Genomic DNA, 17903 nt, shown 5'->3' on the forward strand with positions numbered 1-17903 from the left:
GCGCAAGAGGTTTAGAATGAAAAAAATTAAATTGACTCCGTTTTCGGTGATTCTACTTGGAATTATAACCTTCGGAATTCTGACAATGATGATTCTTTTTTCAAAAAATAATATAGTAACAATTGGTGTTTTATTTTTATTTGTGCTTCTTTATTTGATTTTATTCATCTGGAATAAAAAAAAGTATGAAAATAGAGAAATTAAACAAATTCAATATGTGAATCATCAGGCGGAAAACAGCTTGAATACTTTATTGGATCAGATGCCGGTTGGTGTTTTGAAACTAGATTTATCTAGTGGGGAGGTAGAGTGGTTTAATCCGTATGCAGAGCTAATTTTAACAACTGAAGAGGGAGAGGTTGATATAGCCTTAATTCAGACTATTATCAAGGCTTCTGTGGGGAATCCAGGTTCTTATGCCACCTTGGGTGAGACCCGCTATTCGGTTCATATGGACAAGGCATCTGGAGTTCTTTATTTCTTTGATGTGTCTGGAGAATACGAAGCGACTGTTGAGTTAGTTACGAGCCGACCTGTGATTGGGATTGTTTCCGTTGACAACTATGATGATTTAGAAGATGAAACATCAGAGTCTGATATCAGTCATATTAACAGTTTTGTAGCCAATTTTGTTTCAGAATTTGCTGGGAAGCATGCCATGTTCTCCCGTCGAGTGAGTATGGACCGTTTCTATTTATTTACGGACTACACGGTACTTGAGGGATTGATGAATGATAAATTTTCGGTTATCGATTCTTTCAGAGAAGAGGCGAAACAGAGACAGCTGCCTTTGACATTAAGTATGGGGTTTTCTTATGGTGATGGAAATCATGATGAAATAGGGAAAGTTGCTTTGCTCAATTTGAACTTGGCTGAAGTGCGTGGTGGCGACCAAGTGGTTGTCAAGGAAAACGACGAAACAAAAAATCCAGTTTATTTTGGTGGTGGGTCTGCTGCCTCAATCAAGCGTACACGGACCCGTACGCGCGCTATGATGACAGCTATTTCAGATAAGATTCGAAGTGTAGATCAGGTTTTTGTAGTTGGTCACAAAAATCTAGATATGGATGCTTTGGGTTCTGCTGTAGGTATGCAGTTATTTGCCAGCAATGTGACTGAAAATAGCTATGCTATTTATGATGAAGAACAAATGTCGTCGGATATTGAACGAGCTGTTTCATTCTTAGAAAAAGAAGGAGTTACGAAGTTGTTGTCTGTTAAGGATGCAATGAGGATGGTGACTAATCGTTCTTTGTTGATTCTTGTAGACCATTCAAAGACAGCTTTAACTCTATCAAAAGATTTTTATGATTTATTTACCCAAACCATTGTTATTGACCACCATAGACGAGATCAGGATTTTCCAGATAATGCGGTGATTACTTATATCGAAAGTGGTGCAAGTAGTGCCAGTGAGCTGGTAACGGAGTTGATTCAGTTCCAAAATTCTAAGAAAAATCGTTTGAGTCGTATGCAAGCAAGTGTCTTGATGGCTGGTATGATGTTGGATACTAAAAATTTCACTTCACGAGTGACTAGTCGGACATTTGACGTTGCTAGCTATCTCAGAACGCGTGGAAGTGATAGCATTGCTATCCAGGAAATGGCTGCGACAGATTTTGAAGAATATCGTGAGGTCAACGAACTTATTTTACAGGGGCGTAAATTAGGTTTCGATGTATTGCTAGCAGAGGCTAAGGGCTCGAAATGCTATGACACAGTTGTTATTAGTAAGGCAGCAGATGCCATGTTAGCTATGTCAGGTATTGAAGCGAGTTTTGTTCTTGCGAAGAATACACAAGGATTTATCTCTATCTCAGCTCGCAGTCGTAGTAAATTGAATGTACAACGGATTATGGAAGAGCTGGGAGGTGGAGGCCACTTTAATTTGGCAGCAGCTCAAATTAAGGATTTAACCTTGTCAGAAGCAGGTGAAAAACTGACAGAAATTGTATTAAATGAAATAAAGGAAAAGGAGAAAGAAGAATGAAAGTAATCTTTTTAGCGGATGTTAAAGGAAAAGGTAAAAAAGGAGAAATTAAGGAAGTACCAACAGGGTATGCACAAAACTTTCTTATCAAAAAGAATTTAGCAAAAGAAGCAACTGCTCAAGCGGTAGGTGAGCTTCGTGGTAAACAAAAATCTGAAGAAAAAGCTCATGCTGAGATGATTGCAGAAGCGAAAGCAATTAAAGCCCAACTTGAAGCAGAAGAAACTGTTGTAGAATTTGTTGAAAAAGTTGGTCCAGATGGCCGTACTTTTGGTTCAATTACGAATAAGAAGATTGCAGAAGAATTGCAAAAGCAATTTGGAATTAAGATTGATAAACGTCATATCCAAGTGCAAGCTCCGATTCGGGCGGTTGGTTTGATTGATGTGCCAGTGAAAATCTATCAAGATATCACAAGTGTGATCAATCTTCGTGTGAAAGAAGGGTAAATTTACACTTTCTTGACAAGATTGTAAAAGGAAGGGAAGTCTGATGGCAGAAGTAGAAGAGTTACGAGTACAACCTCAAGATATCTTAGCTGAACAATCCGTCTTAGGAGCTATCTTTATTGATGAGAGTAAGCTTGTTTTTGTGCGAGAATATATTGAGTCTCGGGACTTTTTTAAGTATGCCCATCGATTGATTTTCCAAGCTATGGTTGATTTATCTGACCGTGGCGATGCTATAGATGCAACAACTGTTCGTACTATTCTGGATAATCAAGGTGATTTGCAGAATATTGGTGGTCTGTCTTACCTGGTTGAGATTGTCAATTCTGTGCCAACTTCTGCTAATGCAGAGTATTATGCTAAGATTGTTGCAGAGAAGGCCATGCTACGTCGATTAATCTCCAAGTTGACAGAGTCTGTCAATCAAGCTTACGAGGCTTCGCAACCAGCTGATGAAATCATTGCTCAGGCAGAAAAAGGCCTGATTGATGTCAGCGAAAATGCTAATCGAAGTGGATTTAAGAACATTAGAGATGTGTTGAATATCAACTTTGGAAATCTGGAAGCTCGCTCGCAACAAACGACCGATATTACAGGTATTGCGACAGGTTATCGTGATTTAGATCATATGACGACTGGTTTGCATGAGGAGGAGTTGATTATTTTGGCAGCTCGTCCTGCGGTCGGTAAGACAGCCTTTGCCTTGAATATTGCTCAGAATATTGGGACTAAGTTGGACAAAACAGTTGCTATTTTTTCACTGGAAATGGGTGCGGAAAGTCTAGTGGATCGTATGTTGGCGGCAGAAGGTTTGGTAGAATCGCATTCTATCCGTACGGGTCAATTGACTGATGAGGAGTGGCAAAAATATACCATTGCTCAAGGGAATCTAGCTAATGCAAGTATCTATATCGATGATACGCCAGGGATTCGGATTACAGAGATTCGTTCTCGCTCTCGTAAACTGGCTCAAGAAACTGGAAATCTTGGTTTGATTTTGATAGACTATTTGCAGCTTATCACGGGAACTGGTCGAGAAAATCGTCAACAAGAGGTTTCAGAAATTTCACGTCAGTTGAAAATCCTAGCCAAGGAACTGAAAGTTCCAGTAATCGCTCTAAGTCAGCTTTCTCGTGGTGTAGAACAACGTCAGGATAAGAGACCGGTCTTGTCTGATATTCGTGAATCTGGGTCTATTGAGCAGGACGCTGATATCGTAGCCTTTCTTTATCGCGACGATTACTATGAGCGTGGTGGTGAAGAAGAGGAAGGCATACCAAATAATAAGGTAGAAGTTATTATCGAGAAAAACCGTAGTGGAGCTCGTGGAACGGTGGAATTAATTTTCCAAAAAGAATACAATAAATTTTCAAGTATCTCAAAGAGGGAGGCATAAGATGTCAGATGCATTTACAGATGTAGCCAAGATGAAAAAAATCAAAGAAGAAATCAAGGCACATGAGGGACAAGTCGTAGAAATGACTTTGGAGAATGGTCGTAAGCGCCAAAAAAATAGATTGGGTAAGCTAATTGAGGTTTATCCATCCCTATTTATCGTTGAATTTGGAAACGTTGAAGGAGATAAACAAGCTAATGTTTACGTTGAATCCTTTACTTACTCAGATATCCTTACAGAAAAGAATTTGATTCATTATCTTGACTAAAGTGAGAAATTTTCTCACTTTTTCTTTTTTCTCCGAATAATTTAAGTGAAGGCAATCTTCGATTTATATTATTTTTCAAGGAGGAAGAATGAAAGTTTTACCATTCAAAGTAACAGAGACAGGATTTTCTTTTAGAAAATCAGCTAAAAAAGTTGTTCCCTTTTTAGTAGTAGGATTGATGCTAGCAGCGGGTAATAGTGCATATGCCTATTCCGGAGGAAATGGATCGATTGCGCGTGGGGATGATTATCCTGCTTATTATAAAAATGGCAGTCAGGAAATTGATAAGTGGCGCATGTATTCTCGTCAGTGTACTTCTTTTGCAGCCTTTCGATTAAGTGGTGTAAATGGTTTTGAGATTCCGGCAGCTTATGGAAATGCGAATGAATGGGGTCATCGTGCTCGTCGTGAAGGGTATCGTGTAGATAATACACCAGCTATTGGCTCCATTGCTTGGTCTACTGCAGGGACTTATGGTCATGTTGCTTGGGTGTCAAATGTAATGGGAGATCAGATTGAGATTGAAGAATACAACTATGGGATAAGGGAATCTTATAATAAGCGCATCGTGAAGGCCAATACCATGACTGGCTTTATTCATTTTAAAGATTTAGCTGGAGGCAGTGCAGGGAATAGTCAAACTTCAGTTTCCACAGGAGGAACACATTCTTTCAAGGCTAAGGCTGCTATCAAAAATCAGCCTCTAGCTAGCGCTACTACGATTAATTACTATTATGCTGGCGATAATGTTCATTATGATCAAGTTCTTGAAAAAGACGGATACAAGTGGTTGAGTTATACGGCTTATAATGGAAGCCGTCGTTATGTACAATTGGAGGCTGTGAATACAAATCCTCTTGATTCTCACGTTCTAAATGATTCTCGTATCTCTTCCACAGGAGGAACACATTTTTTTAAGGCTAAATCTGCTATCAAGACTCAGCCCCTAGCTAGCGCAACTACAATTGATTATTATTACTCTGGAGAGAACGTTCATTATGATCAGATTCTCGAAAAAGATGGATACAAATGGTTGAGTTATACTGCTTATAATGGAAGTCGTCGCTATGTTCAGTTGGAAGAAGTTTCGCACTCGGATGTTCACCAACCAGGAAATACCTCTAACAACAATACGGATAGTAGTTTGGCTATAAATTGGAAGAAAGTGAATGGTAGTTGGTATCATTTTAAATCCAATGGTTCTAAATCAACGGGATGGCTAAAAGATGGTTCTAACTGGTATTATTTGAAATCGTCAGGCGAAATGCAGACAGGCTGGTTACAAGAGAAAGGATTTTGGTATTATCTAGATGATTCAGGGGCAATGAAAACGGGCTGGTATCAAGTCTCTGGTAAGTGGTATTATTCTTACTCTTCAGGTGAGCTAGCTGTTAATACTATAGTGGACGGTTATACTGTAAATCATAACGGTGAGTGGGTTTAATTTTAAGTAATTGAATCTGAACAGGAGAGAAATCTCCTGTTTTTTTGTTTAAACTAGAGTTTTTATGAAGAGTTAAGATATCTGAATTGGATTCGAAACTATAATTTACTATAGAAAATGAAAGTGATGAAAAGAAAGAAAAAAGAAAGCTAGTAAAACATGCGTTACTTTCTTGAAGTTTTTTATAGCCTTGAAATATATTATATTAATAATAAAGTATATATAATATAACATATTTCTTGATTTCACTCAAAAAAAGGTTTATAATGTACATAAATATGATTCTCAAAAAGAGGTACACAAGATGAACAAAAAGAAAATGATTTTAACCAGTTTGGCTAGTGTGGCTGTTTTAGGTGCTACATTTGTTGCATCTCAACCGTCAGTTGTGAAAGCTGATGACAAACCTACAGCTGCTCAACCTACTGGAGAAACTAAGCCTACACCTGCGGCTGAAACACCAAAAACTGAGGTTGAAAAAGCTAAGGAAGCTGAAAAAGAAGCTAACGCTAAAGTTGATGAAGCTCAATCTAAAGTAGATAGAACAACTACTACAGCAACTGATGCAGCTACTAAACTTGAAACAGAGAAAAAAGAAGCTGCTGAGGCTGATGCTGCAAAAACTAAAGCTGAAGAAGCTAAGAAAACGGCTGACGATGAATTAATTAAAGCAAAAGAAGAAGCTGCTAAAGCTGACTCTAAAGCAAAAGAAGAAGCCGCAAAAGAAGAAGCCGCTGCAAAAGAAGAAGCAGAAGCTAAAGAAGCTTTAACTGAAGCTTTGAAACAAATTCCTGATAACGAATTGCTTGACAAAAAAGCAAAAGAAGAATTATTAAAGGCTGTTGAGTCTGGTGAATTAAATGCTTCTGATATTCTTGCTGAGTTAGCAGATGATGCTGAAAAAGCACAAGATACTAATCCAACAATTAAAACAGAAACTCCTGTATCTAAGAACAAGCTTCCTGAAGAGGTGCAAGCGGGAATTGAAGAAGGTGAAGCAGCGGATGCTGCTCGTCCTGAATCAGAAAAATTGCAAGACAAAGCTGATGATTTAACTGAAACAATTGAAAACTTAACGGATGATGCTGAGCAATTAAAAGCTGATGCTGAAAAGAAAGCTGAAACACTAAAAAAACAGGAAGATACTTTAAAAGAAGCAAAAGAAGCTCTTAAATCCGCTAAAGAAAACGGATTTGCTGAAGATATCACAGCACCACTAGAAAAAGCTGTAACTGCGATTGAAAAAGAACGCGATACTGCCAAATCTGAATTTGACGAAGCTGATGAAAAAGTTCAAGATGCTACAGCTGAAATTCAAGATTTAACTGAAAAACGTGATAATCTTCTTGAAGAAGTAAAAAAAGCAGAAGCAAAAGAAGCTGCAGAACCAGCTAAACCAGCTGAAGAAACTCCAGAGGAAGAAGCTGAACCAACCGAAGCTGAAAAAGCTGCTAAAGCTAAAGCAGAGGCTGATGCTAAAGTTGCTGAATTAGAGAAGAAAGTTGCTGAAGAAGCTAAAAAAGTAGAAGAAGCTACAGCTAAAGCTAAAAAAGAAGCTGTTGATGTAACTGCTGCTGAGACTGCAAAAGCAGAAGCAGACAAAGCTAAAGCTGATGCAGAAGCTGAATTAGCTAAGGCTAAAGAAGCAGCAGCTAAAGCAAAAGCTAAAGTTGAAGAAGAAGTTAAAAAAGAAGAAGACGCTAAAAAAGAAGAAGCAGATAACTTAGAAGCTTTGAAAGGTGCTTTAGAGCAACTTGAAAAAAAAGCTGAAGATAAAGTCAACAAGGATGCTAGCATCAAGCCAGAAGATAAAGCGAAAGCTATCGAAGAAGCAAAAGCTGAAATCGGTAAAGAAGCTTTATTAAAAGCGATTGAAGATGGAGTTCTTACAGCTACTCAAGCTATAGATGAATTCCTCAACGATGCCAACACAAAAGATAAAGCTCCTGAAGCTTATAAAACTAAAGAATTAACTGCTGACGAAACTAAAAAAATTGAAGAAGCTGCTAAAAAAGAAGCTTCTAAACCAATTGTCAAAAAACTTACAGACATTGCTGATGATTTAGCTGAAAAAATTGAAAAATTAACTAAAGAAGCTGAGGAAGATAAGGCTGACGCTGCTGAAAAAGCTAAGGTAGTAGAAGAGAAAAATGCTACATTAGAGAAACAAAAAGAAACTTTAGAAAAAGCTAAAACTGCTCTTGAAACTGCTAAGAAATACAATGCGGATCAAGCTATCCAAGATGGATTGCAAGATGCTGTAACTAAACTAGAAGTTTCAGTTGCTTCTGCTAAAGCAGCAGCTGATGAAGCTAAGGCCAATTTCGACGAAGTGAACGAAGCAGTTCAAGAGGATGACGATGCAATTGCCAAACTAACTGAGAATTACAACGCAACTTTAGGTTACATCGAAAACTTAAAAGAAGTTCCTAAGGGTGAAGAATCGAAAGACTTTAGTGGTGGTGTAAGTCCTAGTGATGCACCTTCTGATGATGCTAAACAACCTGACCAAGTTCCAAGTGCTCCTAACTCTCCTGAATTCAACGGTGGTGTGAATCCTAGTGACTCTCCTGCTGGGGATAATGGCTCTGATTTCAATGGTGGGGTAAATGATGCAACACCTCCTACTGTAGCTGATGCTCCTGAATATAGTGGAGGAGTTAATGCGGCTGATGCTCCTGTAGCTGAGGTAGCCCCTGAATTCACTGGAACTCTTGCAACCAATACACCTGTGAATGAAAATGGAGAAGCATTATTGCCTCCTGTAGCTGCGGTAGCTCCAGAATTCACTGGAACTCTTGCAACCAATACACCTGTGAATGAAAACGGAGAAGCATTATTATCTCCTGTAGCTGAGGTAGCTCCAGAATTCAACAGTGGAGTTAATAGTTTAGAAGCAGCTGTTAATGAAGTTCCAGAATATAAAGGTGGTGCTAATTTTGTCTTAGCAGCTGTTAACGAAGTTCCAGAATATACAGGGCCTTTATCTACAAATGGTGAAGACGCTACAGTGAATAATGTTCCTGCATACGGAGAAACCGGCGCCCCAGCAATTACTGAAGTCCCAGCGTATGCAGAGACAGGCGCCCCAGCGATTACTGAAGTTCCAGCGTATGCAGAAACAGGAGGACCATCAGTTACTGAAGTCCCAGCGTATGCAGAAACAGGTGCCCCAGCAATTACTGAAGTCCCAGCGTATGCAGAGACAGGCGCCCCAGCAATTAACGAAGTTCCAGCGTATGCAGAGACAGGTGCCCCAGCAATTACTGAAGTTCCAGCGTATGCAGAAACCGGCGCCCCAGCAATTAACGAAGTCCCAGAATATACTCTTACAACAGCAGGTACTAACAAGGATAATACTTATCAAGCACCAGCAGCAAAAGCAGAAGATAAAAAAGAACTTCCAAATACTGGTGGTAAAGATAATGTTGCAGTTGCATCATTAGGATTCCTTGGATTGTTCCTTGGTGCTATTCCATTTGTGAAACGTAAGAACTAATTTATTTTAGTAGATTGAAAGAGAGGGAATAACTTCCTTCTCTTTTTACTATTATCTTAGTTTCTCTCAGGGAACTCTTCCCAATGGTATTTTTTGGTGCTTTCCTTTATAATAGGTGTATGGATAAGAAAAAATTATTATTGATTGATGGGTCTTCTGTTGCTTTTCGGGCGTTTTTTGCGCTTTATCAGCAGTTGGACCGTTTTAAGAATGCGGCTGGCTTGCATACCAATGCGATTTATGGCTTCCAGTTGATGTTGAGCCATTTGTTGGAACGAGTTGAACCGAGTCATATCTTGGTGGCTTTTGATGCGGGAAAGACGACCTTCCGGACAGAGATGTATGCGGACTATAAGGGTGGTCGAGCTAAGACTCCTGATGAGTTTCGTGAGCAATTTCCTTTCATTCGTGAGTTGCTGGATCATATGGGGATTCGTCACTATGAGTTAGCTCAGTATGAGGCGGATGACATCATTGGGACACTGGATAAGCTAGCAGAGCAGGATGGTTTTGATATTACCATTGTCAGTGGAGACAAGGATTTGATTCAGCTGACGGATGAGCATACAGTGGTTGAGATTTCCAAGAAAGGTGTGGCTGAGTTTGAGGCCTTTACACCAGACTATCTCATGGAAAAGATGGGCATTACACCGACGCAGTTTATCGATCTCAAGGCGCTCATGGGTGATAAGTCGGATAATATCCCTGGAGTAACCAAAATTGGTGAAAAGACAGGTATCAAGCTCTTGCTGGAGCATGGCTCACTCGAGGGGATTTATGAGAATATCAATGGGATGAAGGCTTCTAAGATGAAGGAAAATCTCATCAATGATAAGGAACAGGCCTTTTTGTCTAAAACACTAGCGACCATTGATACCAAGGCACCGATTGAGATTGGTTTGAAGGATTTGGTCTATAGTGGTCCAGATGTGGAAAATCTTGGAAAATTCTACGATGAGATGGGCTTCAAACAGCTCAAACAGGCTTTAAATGTGTCGTCAGCCGATGTGGCTGAAAGTTTGAACTTTACTATCGTTGACCAAATCAGTCAAGATATGCTGAGTGAAGAGTCTATCTTCCATTTTGAGCTTTTTGGTGAGAATTACCATACGGATGATTTGGTTGGTTTTGCTTGGTCTTGTGGGGATAAGCTCTATGCCACAGACAAACTTGAACTTTTGCAAGAGCCGATTTTCAAGGACTTTTTAGAAAAAACACCTCTGAGAGTTTATGACTTCAAGAAGGCTAAAGTTTTCTTGCATCGTTTGGGTGTGGATTTGCAGGCACCTGCTTTTGACAGCCGTTTGGCTAAATACCTCCTTTCGACTGTGGAGGACAATGAAATTGCGACCATCGCTAGTCTTTATGGTCAGACTTATTTGGTTGATGATGAGACTTTCTATGGTAAGGGAGTCAAGAAGGCCATTCCTGAACGCGAGAAATTCTTAGAACATTTGGCACGTAAACTTGCCGTTTTGGTCGAAACAGAACCTATTTTGCTTGAAAAACTCAGCGAAAATGGGCAATTAGAGCTTCTTTATGATATGGAACAACCTCTAGCTTTTGTCCTTGCCAAGATGGAAATTGCTGGGATTACGGTCAAGAAAGAGACCTTACTTGAGATGCAGGCTGAAAATGAGCTTGTCATTGAAAAACTGACTCAGGAGATTTACGAACTGGCTGGTGAGGAGTTTAATATCAACTCGCCTAAGCAGTTGGGCGTGCTTCTCTTTGAAAAATTGGGACTTCCTCTAGAATACACTAAGAAAACCAAGACAGGTTATTCGACAGCGGTGGATGTCTTGGAGCGCCTGGCTCCTATTGCGCCGATTGTTAAGAAAATCCTGGATTACCGTCAAATTGCTAAGATTCAATCGACTTATGTGATTGGCTTGCAGGACTGGATTTTGGCTGATGGCAAGATTCATACTCGCTATGTGCAGGATTTGACTCAGACTGGGCGTTTGTCTAGTGTGGATCCAAACTTGCAAAATATCCCTGTGCGTTTGGAGCAAGGTCGCCTCATTCGGAAGGCTTTTGTACCTGAGTGGGAGGATAGTGTGCTGCTCAGCTCCGACTATTCACAGATTGAATTGCGCGTTTTGGCACATATCTCTAAAGACGAGCACTTAATTAAGGCTTTCCAAGAGGGAGCGGACATCCATACTTCGACAGCTATGCGGGTCTTTGGTATTGAGCGTCCTGAGGATGTGACTGCAAACGACCGTCGCAATGCCAAGGCTGTTAACTTTGGGGTGGTTTATGGAATTTCAGACTTTGGCTTGTCTAATAATCTGGGTATTAGTCGTAAGGAAGCCAAAGCCTACATTGATACCTACTTTGAACGCTTCCCAGGTATTAAAAACTACATGGATGAAGTGGTGCGTGAGGCGCGTGATAAGGGCTATGTGGAGACCCTCTTTAAACGTCGTCGTGAGTTGCCAGATATCAATTCGCGCAACTTCAATATTCGTGGTTTTGCAGAGAGGACTGCTATCAACTCTCCTATTCAGGGATCGGCGGCAGATATTCTCAAGATTGCTATGATTCAGCTGGATAAAGCCTTGGTTGCAGGTGGTTATCAGACCAAGATGCTGTTACAAGTGCACGATGAAATCGTCCTTGAAGTTCCTAAATCTGAATTGGCAGAGATGAAAAAATTGGTCAAACAAACCATGGAAGAAGCCATTCAACTCAGTGTTCCCCTCATCGCAGATGAAAATGAAGGGACAACCTGGTACGAGGCTAAATAAAAAGTTATGTAGAGTTTGAAGCATTTGTTTTCAAACTCTTTTTCATGTTTTTCTGTAAGCAGTTTCCTTGACATTTTTTTTGTTTTGCGCTATCATATGTCCATATAATATATGGGAGTCTGTGTACAGTCTGAGAGGAAGTGTTAAACTTCGACCGCACCTGATCTGGGTAATGCCAGCGTAGGGAACGATACTTAGTCTATTCTGCACCTTTTCCATATATGGTAAAGGTTTTTCTTTTTGTCAAAGGAAAACGAGAAGAGGAGGTTGTTATGAAAGCAAGCATCGCCTTGCAAATTTTACCCCTATCACAGGGGATTGATCGGATTGCTGTTATCGATCAAGTCATTGCTTATCTGCAAGCTCAAGAGGTGACTATGGTGGTGACACCATTTGAAACGGTCTTGGAAGGGGAGTTTGATGAGCTTATGCGCATTCTCAAAGAAGCGCTAGAAGTGGCAGGGCAGGAGGCAGATAATGTCTTTGCCAATGTCAAAATAAATGTAGGAGAGATTTTAAGTATTGATGAGAAACTTGAAAAGTATACTGAGACGACACATTAGTCTATTGGGCTTTCTAGGGGTTTTATCAATCTGGCAGTTAGCAGGTTTTCTTAAACTTCTCCCCAAGTTTATCCTGCCGACACCTCTTGAAATTCTCCTGTCCTTTGTTCGTGATAGAGAATTTCTCTGGCACCATAGCTGGGCGACCTTGAGAGTGGCTTTATTGGGTCTAATTTTGGGAGTCTTGATTGCCTGTCTCATGGCTGTGCTCATGGATAGGTTGACTTGGCTCAATGACCTGATTTACCCTATGATGGTGGTTGTTCAGACCATTCCGACTATTGCCATAGCTCCTATCCTGGTCTTGTGGCTCGGTTATGGGATTTTACCCAAGATTGTTTTGATTATCTTGACGACAACTTTTCCTATCATCGTAAGTATTTTGGACGGTTTTAGGCATTGTGACAAGGATATGCTGACCTTGTTTAGTCTGATGCGGGCCAAGCCTTGGCAAATCCTGTGGCATTTTAAAATTCCAGTCAGCCTGCCTTACTTTTATGCAGGTCTGAGGGTCAGTGTCTCCTACGCCTTTATCACAACAGTGGTATCTGAGTGGTTGGGAGGTTTTGAAGGACTAGGTGTCTACATGATTCAGTCCAAGAAACTGTTTCAGTATGATACCATGTTTGCTATTATTATTCTGGTATCGATTATCAGTCTTCTGGGTATGAAGTTGGTCGATATCAGCGAGAAATATGTTATTAAATGGAAACGTTCGTAGAATTAGAATGTCTCTGAAAAAGAAAAGAGGAAATTGAAATGAAGAAAACATGGAAAGTGTTTTTAACTGTTTTAACAGCTCTTGTAGCTGTTGTGCTTGTGGCCTGTGGCCAAGGAACTGCTTCTAAGGATAATAAGGAAGTAGAGCTTAAGAAGATTGATTTTATCCTAGACTGGACGCCAAATACCAACCACACAGGGCTTTATGTTGCTAAAGAAAAAGGCTATTTCAAAGAAGCTGGAGTGGATGTTGATTTGAAATTGCCACCAGAAGAAAGTTCTTCTGACTTGGTTATTAACGGAAAGGCACCATTTGCAGTGTATTTCCAAGACTACATGGCTAAGAAATTGGAAAAAGGTGCAGGAATTACTGCCGTTGCCGCTATCGTAGAACACAATACCTCAGGAATTATCTCTCGTAAATCTGACAATGTAGCTAGTCCAAAAGACTTGGTTGGTAAGAAATACGGAACTTGGAATGACCCAACTGAACTTGCTATGTTGAAAACCTTGGTAGAGTCACAAGGTGGGGACTTTGAGAAGGTAGAAAAAGTACCAAACAACGATTCAAACTCTATCACACCAATTGCTAATGGAGTATTTGACACTGCTTGGATCTACTATGGATGGGATGGTATCCTTGCAAAATCTCAAGGCGTAGAGGCTAACTTCATGTATTTGAAAGACTATGTAAAGGAGTTTGACTACTATTCACCAGTTATCATCGCAAACAACGACTATTTGAAAGATAACAAAGAAGAAGCTCGCAAAGTCATCCAAGCTATCAAAAAAGGTTACCAATATGCTATGGAGCATCCAGAGGAAGCGGCAGATATTCTCATCAAGAATGCACCTGAACTCCAGGAAAAACGTGACTTTGTCATCGAATCTCAAAAATACTTGTCAAAAGAATACGCAAGCGACAAGGAAAAATGGGGTCAATTTGATGCAGCTCGCTGGAACGCCTTCTACAAATGGGACAAAGAAAATGGTATCCTTAAAGAAGACTTGACAGACAAAGGCTTCACTAATGAATTTGTAAAATAATGACAGAAATTAGACTAGAACACGTCAGTTATGCCTATGGTCATGAGAGGATTTTAGAGGACATTAACTTGCAGGTGACTTCAGGAGAAGTGGTTTCTATCTTAGGCCCAAGTGGTGTTGGTAAGACTACGCTTTTCAACTTAATTGCGGGGATTTTAGAAGTTCAGTCAGGGAGAATTGTCCTTGATGGTGAAGAAAATCCCAAGGGGCGCGTGAGTTATATGTTGCAAAAGGATCTGCTCTTGGAACACAAGACGGTGCTTGGTAATATCATTCTGCCCCTCTTGATTCAAAAGGTGGATAAGGCAGAAGCTATTGCTCGCGCAGATGACATTCTTGCGACCTTCCAGTTGACAGCTGTAAGAGATAAATACCCTCATGAACTCAGTGGGGGGATGCGTCAGCGTGTGGCCTTGCTTCGTACCTATCTTTTCGGTCACAAACTCTTTCTCTTAGATGAAGCCTTTAGCGCCTTGGATGAGATGACCAAGATGGAACTACACGCTTGGTACCTTGAGATTCACAAGCAGTTGCAGCTAACAACCTTGATCATCACGCATAGTATCGAGGAGGCCCTCAGTCTCAGCAACCGCATCTATATCTTGAAAAATCGCCCTGGGCAGATTGTTTCAGAAATTAAACTAGATTGGTCTGAAGGTGAGGATAAGGAAGTCCAAAAGATTGCCTATAAACGTCAAATCTTGGCAGAATTAGGCTTAGATAAGTAGAAAAATAGGGAGTTGGTGAAGATTATCCTTTACCAGCGCCCTTTTTCTTTTAAAAATGAGAAAATTTCGGTATAATAGTCAAAGATAGTCAAGGTTTAAAGAGAGAGGTGGGTTTGTAATGAGATTTAAAAATACATCGGATCATATTGAGGCCTACATCAAGGCGATTTTAGATCAATCTGGTATTGTGGAGTTGCAACGGAGTCAGTTGGCAGATACCTTTCAGGTTGTCCCTAGTCAGATTAACTATGTGATCAAGACACGCTTTACGGAAAGTAGAGGCTACTTGGTTGAAAGTAAGCGTGGTGGCGGAGGCTACATTCGTATAGGACGGATTGAGTTTTCTAGTCATCATGAAATGCTCAGGGAGCTGCTTTACTCGATTGGTGAGCGGGTCAGTCAAGAAATTTATGAGGATATTCTACAGCTTTTGGTTGAGCAGGAATTGATGACCAAGCAGGAGATGAATTTGCTGGTGGCAGTAGCTTTAGATCGCGTTCTAGGAGAAGAAGCTCCAGTTGTTCGTGCAAATATGCTACGACAGGTCATACAAGAAGTAGATAGAAAAGGGAAGTAAGATGAACTATTCAAAAGCATTGAATGAATGTATCGAAAGTGCCTACATGGTTGCTGGCCATTTTGGAGCTCGTTACCTAGAGTCTTGGCACTTGTTGATTGCCATGTCCAATCACAGTTATAGTGTGGCAGGGGCAACTTTAAATGATTATCCATATGAGATGGACCGTTTAGAAGAGGTGGCTTTGGAACTAACTGAAACGGACTATAGCCAGGATGAAACCTTTACGGAATTGCCGTTTTCTCATCGTTTGCAGGTCCTTTTTGATGAAGCAGAGTATGTAGCGTCAGTGGTTCATGCTAAGGTGCTGGGGACGGAGCACGTCCTTTATGCGATTTTGCATGATGGCAATGCCTTGGCGACTCGTATCTTGGAAAGGGCTGGTTTTTCTTATGAAGACAAGAAAGATCAGGTTAAGATTGCTGCCCTACGTCGAAATCTAGAAGAACGTGCAGGCTGGACTCGAGAAGATCTCAAGGCTATACGCCAACGCCATCGTACAGTAGCTGACAAGCAAAATTCTATGGCCAATATGATGGGGATGCCCCAGACTCCGAGCGGAGGTCTCGAGGACTATACGCATGATTTGACAGGGCAAGCGCGTTCTGGCAAGTTAGAACCAGTCATCGGTCGGGACAAGGAAATCTCGCGTATGATTCAAATCTTGAGTCGGAAGATAAAGAATAATCCTGTCTTGGTTGGGGATGCCGGTGTCGGAAAAACAGCTCTGGCGCTTGGTCTTGCCCAGCGTATTGCTAGTGGTGATGTACCTGCGGAAATGGCTAAGATGCGCGTGTTAGAGCTTGACTTGATGAATGTCGTTGCAGGGACACGCTTCCGTGGTGACTTTGAAGAACGCATGAACAATATCATCAAGGATATTGAAGAAGATGGTCAAGTCATCCTCTTTATCGATGAACTCCACACTATCATGGGTTCTGGGAGCGGGATTGACTCAACTCTAGATGCGGCCAATATCTTGAAGCCAGCCTTGGCGCGTGGCACCTTGAGAACGGTTGGTGCGACTACTCAGGAAGAATATCAAAAACACATCGAAAAAGATGCGGCCCTTTCTCGTCGATTCGCCAAAGTGACGATCGAAGAGCCAAGCGTGGCAGACAGCATGACCATTTTGCAAGGCTTGAAGGCGACTTATGAGAAACATCACCGGGTGCAAATCACAGATGAAGCGGTTGAAACAGCTGTCAAGATGGCCCATCGTTACTTGACTAGCCGTCACTTGCCAGATTCTGCTATTGACCTCTTAGATGAAGCAGCAGCAACAGTGCAAAATAAGGCTAAGCATGTAACAGCAGATGATTCTGGCTTAAGTCCAGCTGACAAGGCCCTGATGGATGGCAAGTGGAAACAGGCAGCCCAGCTAATCGCAAAAGAAGAGGAAGTGCCTGTCTATAAAGACTTGGTGACAGAGTCTGATATTTTGACTACCTTGAGTCGCTTGTCAGGTATTCCAGTCCAAAAACTGACCCAGACTGATGCTAAAAAATATCTGAATCTGGAAGCTGAATTGCACAAACGTGTCATCGGTCAAGATCAAGCAGTTTCAAGCATTAGCCGTGCCATTCGCCGCAACCAGTCAGGGATTCGCAGTCATAAGCGTCCGATTGGTTCCTTTATGTTCTTAGGGCCTACAGGTGTCGGTAAGACCGAATTAGCCAAGGCTTTGGCGGAAGTTCTTTTTGATGACGAATCAGCCCTTATCCGCTTTGATATGAGTGAGTATATGGAGAAATTCGCAGCCAGCCGTCTCAACGGAGCTCCTCCAGGTTATGTGGGTTATGAAGAAGGTGGGGAGTTGACCGAGAAAGTTCGCAACAAACCATACTCTGTTCTCCTCTTTGACGAGGTAGAGAAGGCCCACCCAGACATCTTTAATGTTCTCTTGCAGGTCTTGGATGACGGTGTCTTGACAGATAGTAAGGGACGCAAGGTCGACTTTTCAAATACCATTATCATCATGACATCAAACCTTGGTGCGACAGCCCTTCGTGATGACAAGACAGTTGGATTTGGGGCAAAGGACATTCGTTTTGACCAGGAGAATATGGAAAAACGCATGTTCGAAGAGCTGAAAAAGGCTTATAGACCTGAGTTTATCAACCGTATTGATGAAAAGGTGGTCTTCCATAGCCTGTCTAGCGACCATATGCAGGAAGTGGTGAAGATTATGGTCAAACCTTTAGTGGCAAGTTTGGCTGAAAAAGGCATTGACTTGAAATTACAAGCTTCCGCACTGAAATTGTTGGCAAATCAAGGATATGACCCAGAGATGGGAGCTCGTCCACTTCGTAGAATCCTACAAACAGAAGTGGAAGACAAGTTGGCAGAACTTCTTCTCAAGGGAGAATTAGAGGCAGGCAGCACACTTAAGATTGGTGTTAAAGCAGGCCAGTTAAAATTTGATATTGCATAAAAATGGAGAATCAAGAGCAATCTTGGTTCTCTTTT

The 17903-nt window shown here is 41.1% G+C and carries 13 protein-coding genes and 1 riboswitch; all 13 genes read left to right on the top strand.

Annotated features, from left to right (window positions below):
- Positions 1 to 16: 16 nt before the first annotated feature.
- The 13 genes from MK482_RS00885 (at position 17) to MK482_RS00945 (ending at position 17868) form a co-directional block, all read left to right on the top strand.
- Positions 17 to 1990, top strand: coding sequence for a DHH family phosphoesterase (locus MK482_RS00885; RefSeq protein WP_268717739.1), 1974 nt, complete (start codon positions 17 to 19; stop codon positions 1988 to 1990).
- Entirely contained in the window at positions 1987 to 2439 is a 453-nt protein-coding gene (rplI, locus tag MK482_RS00890) for a 50S ribosomal protein L9 (RefSeq protein WP_000864214.1), read from the top strand. The genes MK482_RS00885 and rplI overlap by 4 nt, the downstream gene beginning before the upstream one ends.
- 43 nt (positions 2440 to 2482) lie before the next feature.
- The gene (gene dnaB / locus MK482_RS00895; RefSeq protein ID WP_004263550.1) at positions 2483 to 3835 is read left to right on the top strand and encodes a replicative DNA helicase; all 1353 of its coding nucleotides are present in this window, start codon (positions 2483 to 2485) and stop codon (positions 3833 to 3835) included.
- A gap of 1 nt (position 3836) precedes the next feature.
- On the top strand, positions 3837 to 4103 hold the full coding sequence (locus MK482_RS00900; protein ID WP_001278169.1) for a Veg family protein: 267 nt from the start codon (positions 3837 to 3839) through the stop codon (positions 4101 to 4103).
- A gap of 88 nt (positions 4104 to 4191) precedes the next feature.
- Positions 4192 to 5547, top strand: a complete 1356-nt coding sequence (cbpD, locus tag MK482_RS00905) for a choline binding-anchored murein hydrolase CbpD (RefSeq protein ID WP_268717740.1) — start codon at positions 4192 to 4194, stop codon at positions 5545 to 5547.
- Between the two features lie 304 nt (positions 5548 to 5851).
- Positions 5852 to 9046: an SIALI-17 repeat-containing surface protein gene (locus MK482_RS00910; protein WP_268717741.1), complete on the top strand. Its 3195-nt coding sequence runs from the start codon at positions 5852 to 5854 to the stop codon at positions 9044 to 9046.
- Between the two features lie 119 nt (positions 9047 to 9165).
- Entirely contained in the window at positions 9166 to 11799 is a 2634-nt protein-coding gene (polA, locus tag MK482_RS00915; protein ID WP_268717742.1) for a DNA polymerase I, read from the top strand.
- A 101-nt stretch (positions 11800 to 11900) separates the two neighbouring features.
- A riboswitch (TPP riboswitch) is annotated at positions 11901 to 12003 on the top strand.
- A gap of 68 nt (positions 12004 to 12071) precedes the next feature.
- Positions 12072 to 12362, top strand: a complete 291-nt coding sequence (locus MK482_RS00920) for a thiamine-binding protein (protein WP_000647655.1) — start codon at positions 12072 to 12074, stop codon at positions 12360 to 12362.
- On the top strand, positions 12325 to 13083 hold the full coding sequence (locus MK482_RS00925; protein ID WP_268717743.1) for an ABC transporter permease: 759 nt from the start codon (positions 12325 to 12327) through the stop codon (positions 13081 to 13083). Before MK482_RS00920 ends, MK482_RS00925 begins: the two co-directional genes overlap by 38 nt.
- Before the next feature lie 38 nt (positions 13084 to 13121).
- Positions 13122 to 14129: an ABC transporter substrate-binding protein gene (locus tag MK482_RS00930; protein ID WP_268717744.1), complete on the top strand. Its 1008-nt coding sequence runs from the start codon at positions 13122 to 13124 to the stop codon at positions 14127 to 14129.
- Positions 14129 to 14857, top strand: a complete 729-nt coding sequence (locus tag MK482_RS00935) for an ABC transporter ATP-binding protein (protein WP_268717745.1) — start codon at positions 14129 to 14131, stop codon at positions 14855 to 14857. Before MK482_RS00930 ends, MK482_RS00935 begins: the two co-directional genes overlap by 1 nt.
- Before the next feature lie 118 nt (positions 14858 to 14975).
- The gene (locus MK482_RS00940) at positions 14976 to 15434 is read left to right on the top strand and encodes a CtsR family transcriptional regulator (RefSeq protein WP_004261972.1); all 459 of its coding nucleotides are present in this window, start codon (positions 14976 to 14978) and stop codon (positions 15432 to 15434) included.
- A gap of 1 nt (position 15435) precedes the next feature.
- Positions 15436 to 17868 carry an ATP-dependent Clp protease ATP-binding subunit gene (locus MK482_RS00945; protein WP_268717746.1) on the top strand — a complete coding sequence of 811 codons (2433 nt, stop codon included), beginning with the start codon at positions 15436 to 15438 and terminating at the stop codon, positions 17866 to 17868.
- Positions 17869 to 17903: the final 35 nt, after the last annotated feature.

This window comes from Streptococcus mitis, from assembly GCF_026782865.1.
GTDB lineage: Bacteria > Bacillota > Bacilli > Lactobacillales > Streptococcaceae > Streptococcus > Streptococcus mitis_CG.

Coding starts and splice junctions, on each gene's coding strand:
- MK482_RS00885 (WP_268717739.1), top strand. CDS start 17: ATGAAAAAAATTAAATTGACTCCGTTTTCGGTGATTCTACTTGGAATT.
- rplI (WP_000864214.1), top strand. CDS start 1,987: ATGAAAGTAATCTTTTTAGCGGATGTTAAAGGAAAAGGTAAAAAAGGA.
- dnaB (WP_004263550.1), top strand. CDS start 2,483: ATGGCAGAAGTAGAAGAGTTACGAGTACAACCTCAAGATATCTTAGCT.
- MK482_RS00900 (WP_001278169.1), top strand. CDS start 3,837: ATGTCAGATGCATTTACAGATGTAGCCAAGATGAAAAAAATCAAAGAA.
- cbpD (WP_268717740.1), top strand. CDS start 4,192: ATGAAAGTTTTACCATTCAAAGTAACAGAGACAGGATTTTCTTTTAGA.
- MK482_RS00910 (WP_268717741.1), top strand. CDS start 5,852: ATGAACAAAAAGAAAATGATTTTAACCAGTTTGGCTAGTGTGGCTGTT.
- polA (WP_268717742.1), top strand. CDS start 9,166: ATGGATAAGAAAAAATTATTATTGATTGATGGGTCTTCTGTTGCTTTT.
- MK482_RS00920 (WP_000647655.1), top strand. CDS start 12,072: ATGAAAGCAAGCATCGCCTTGCAAATTTTACCCCTATCACAGGGGATT.
- MK482_RS00925 (WP_268717743.1), top strand. CDS start 12,325: ATGAGAAACTTGAAAAGTATACTGAGACGACACATTAGTCTATTGGGC.
- MK482_RS00930 (WP_268717744.1), top strand. CDS start 13,122: ATGAAGAAAACATGGAAAGTGTTTTTAACTGTTTTAACAGCTCTTGTA.
- MK482_RS00935 (WP_268717745.1), top strand. CDS start 14,129: ATGACAGAAATTAGACTAGAACACGTCAGTTATGCCTATGGTCATGAG.
- MK482_RS00940 (WP_004261972.1), top strand. CDS start 14,976: ATGAGATTTAAAAATACATCGGATCATATTGAGGCCTACATCAAGGCG.
- MK482_RS00945 (WP_268717746.1), top strand. CDS start 15,436: ATGAACTATTCAAAAGCATTGAATGAATGTATCGAAAGTGCCTACATG.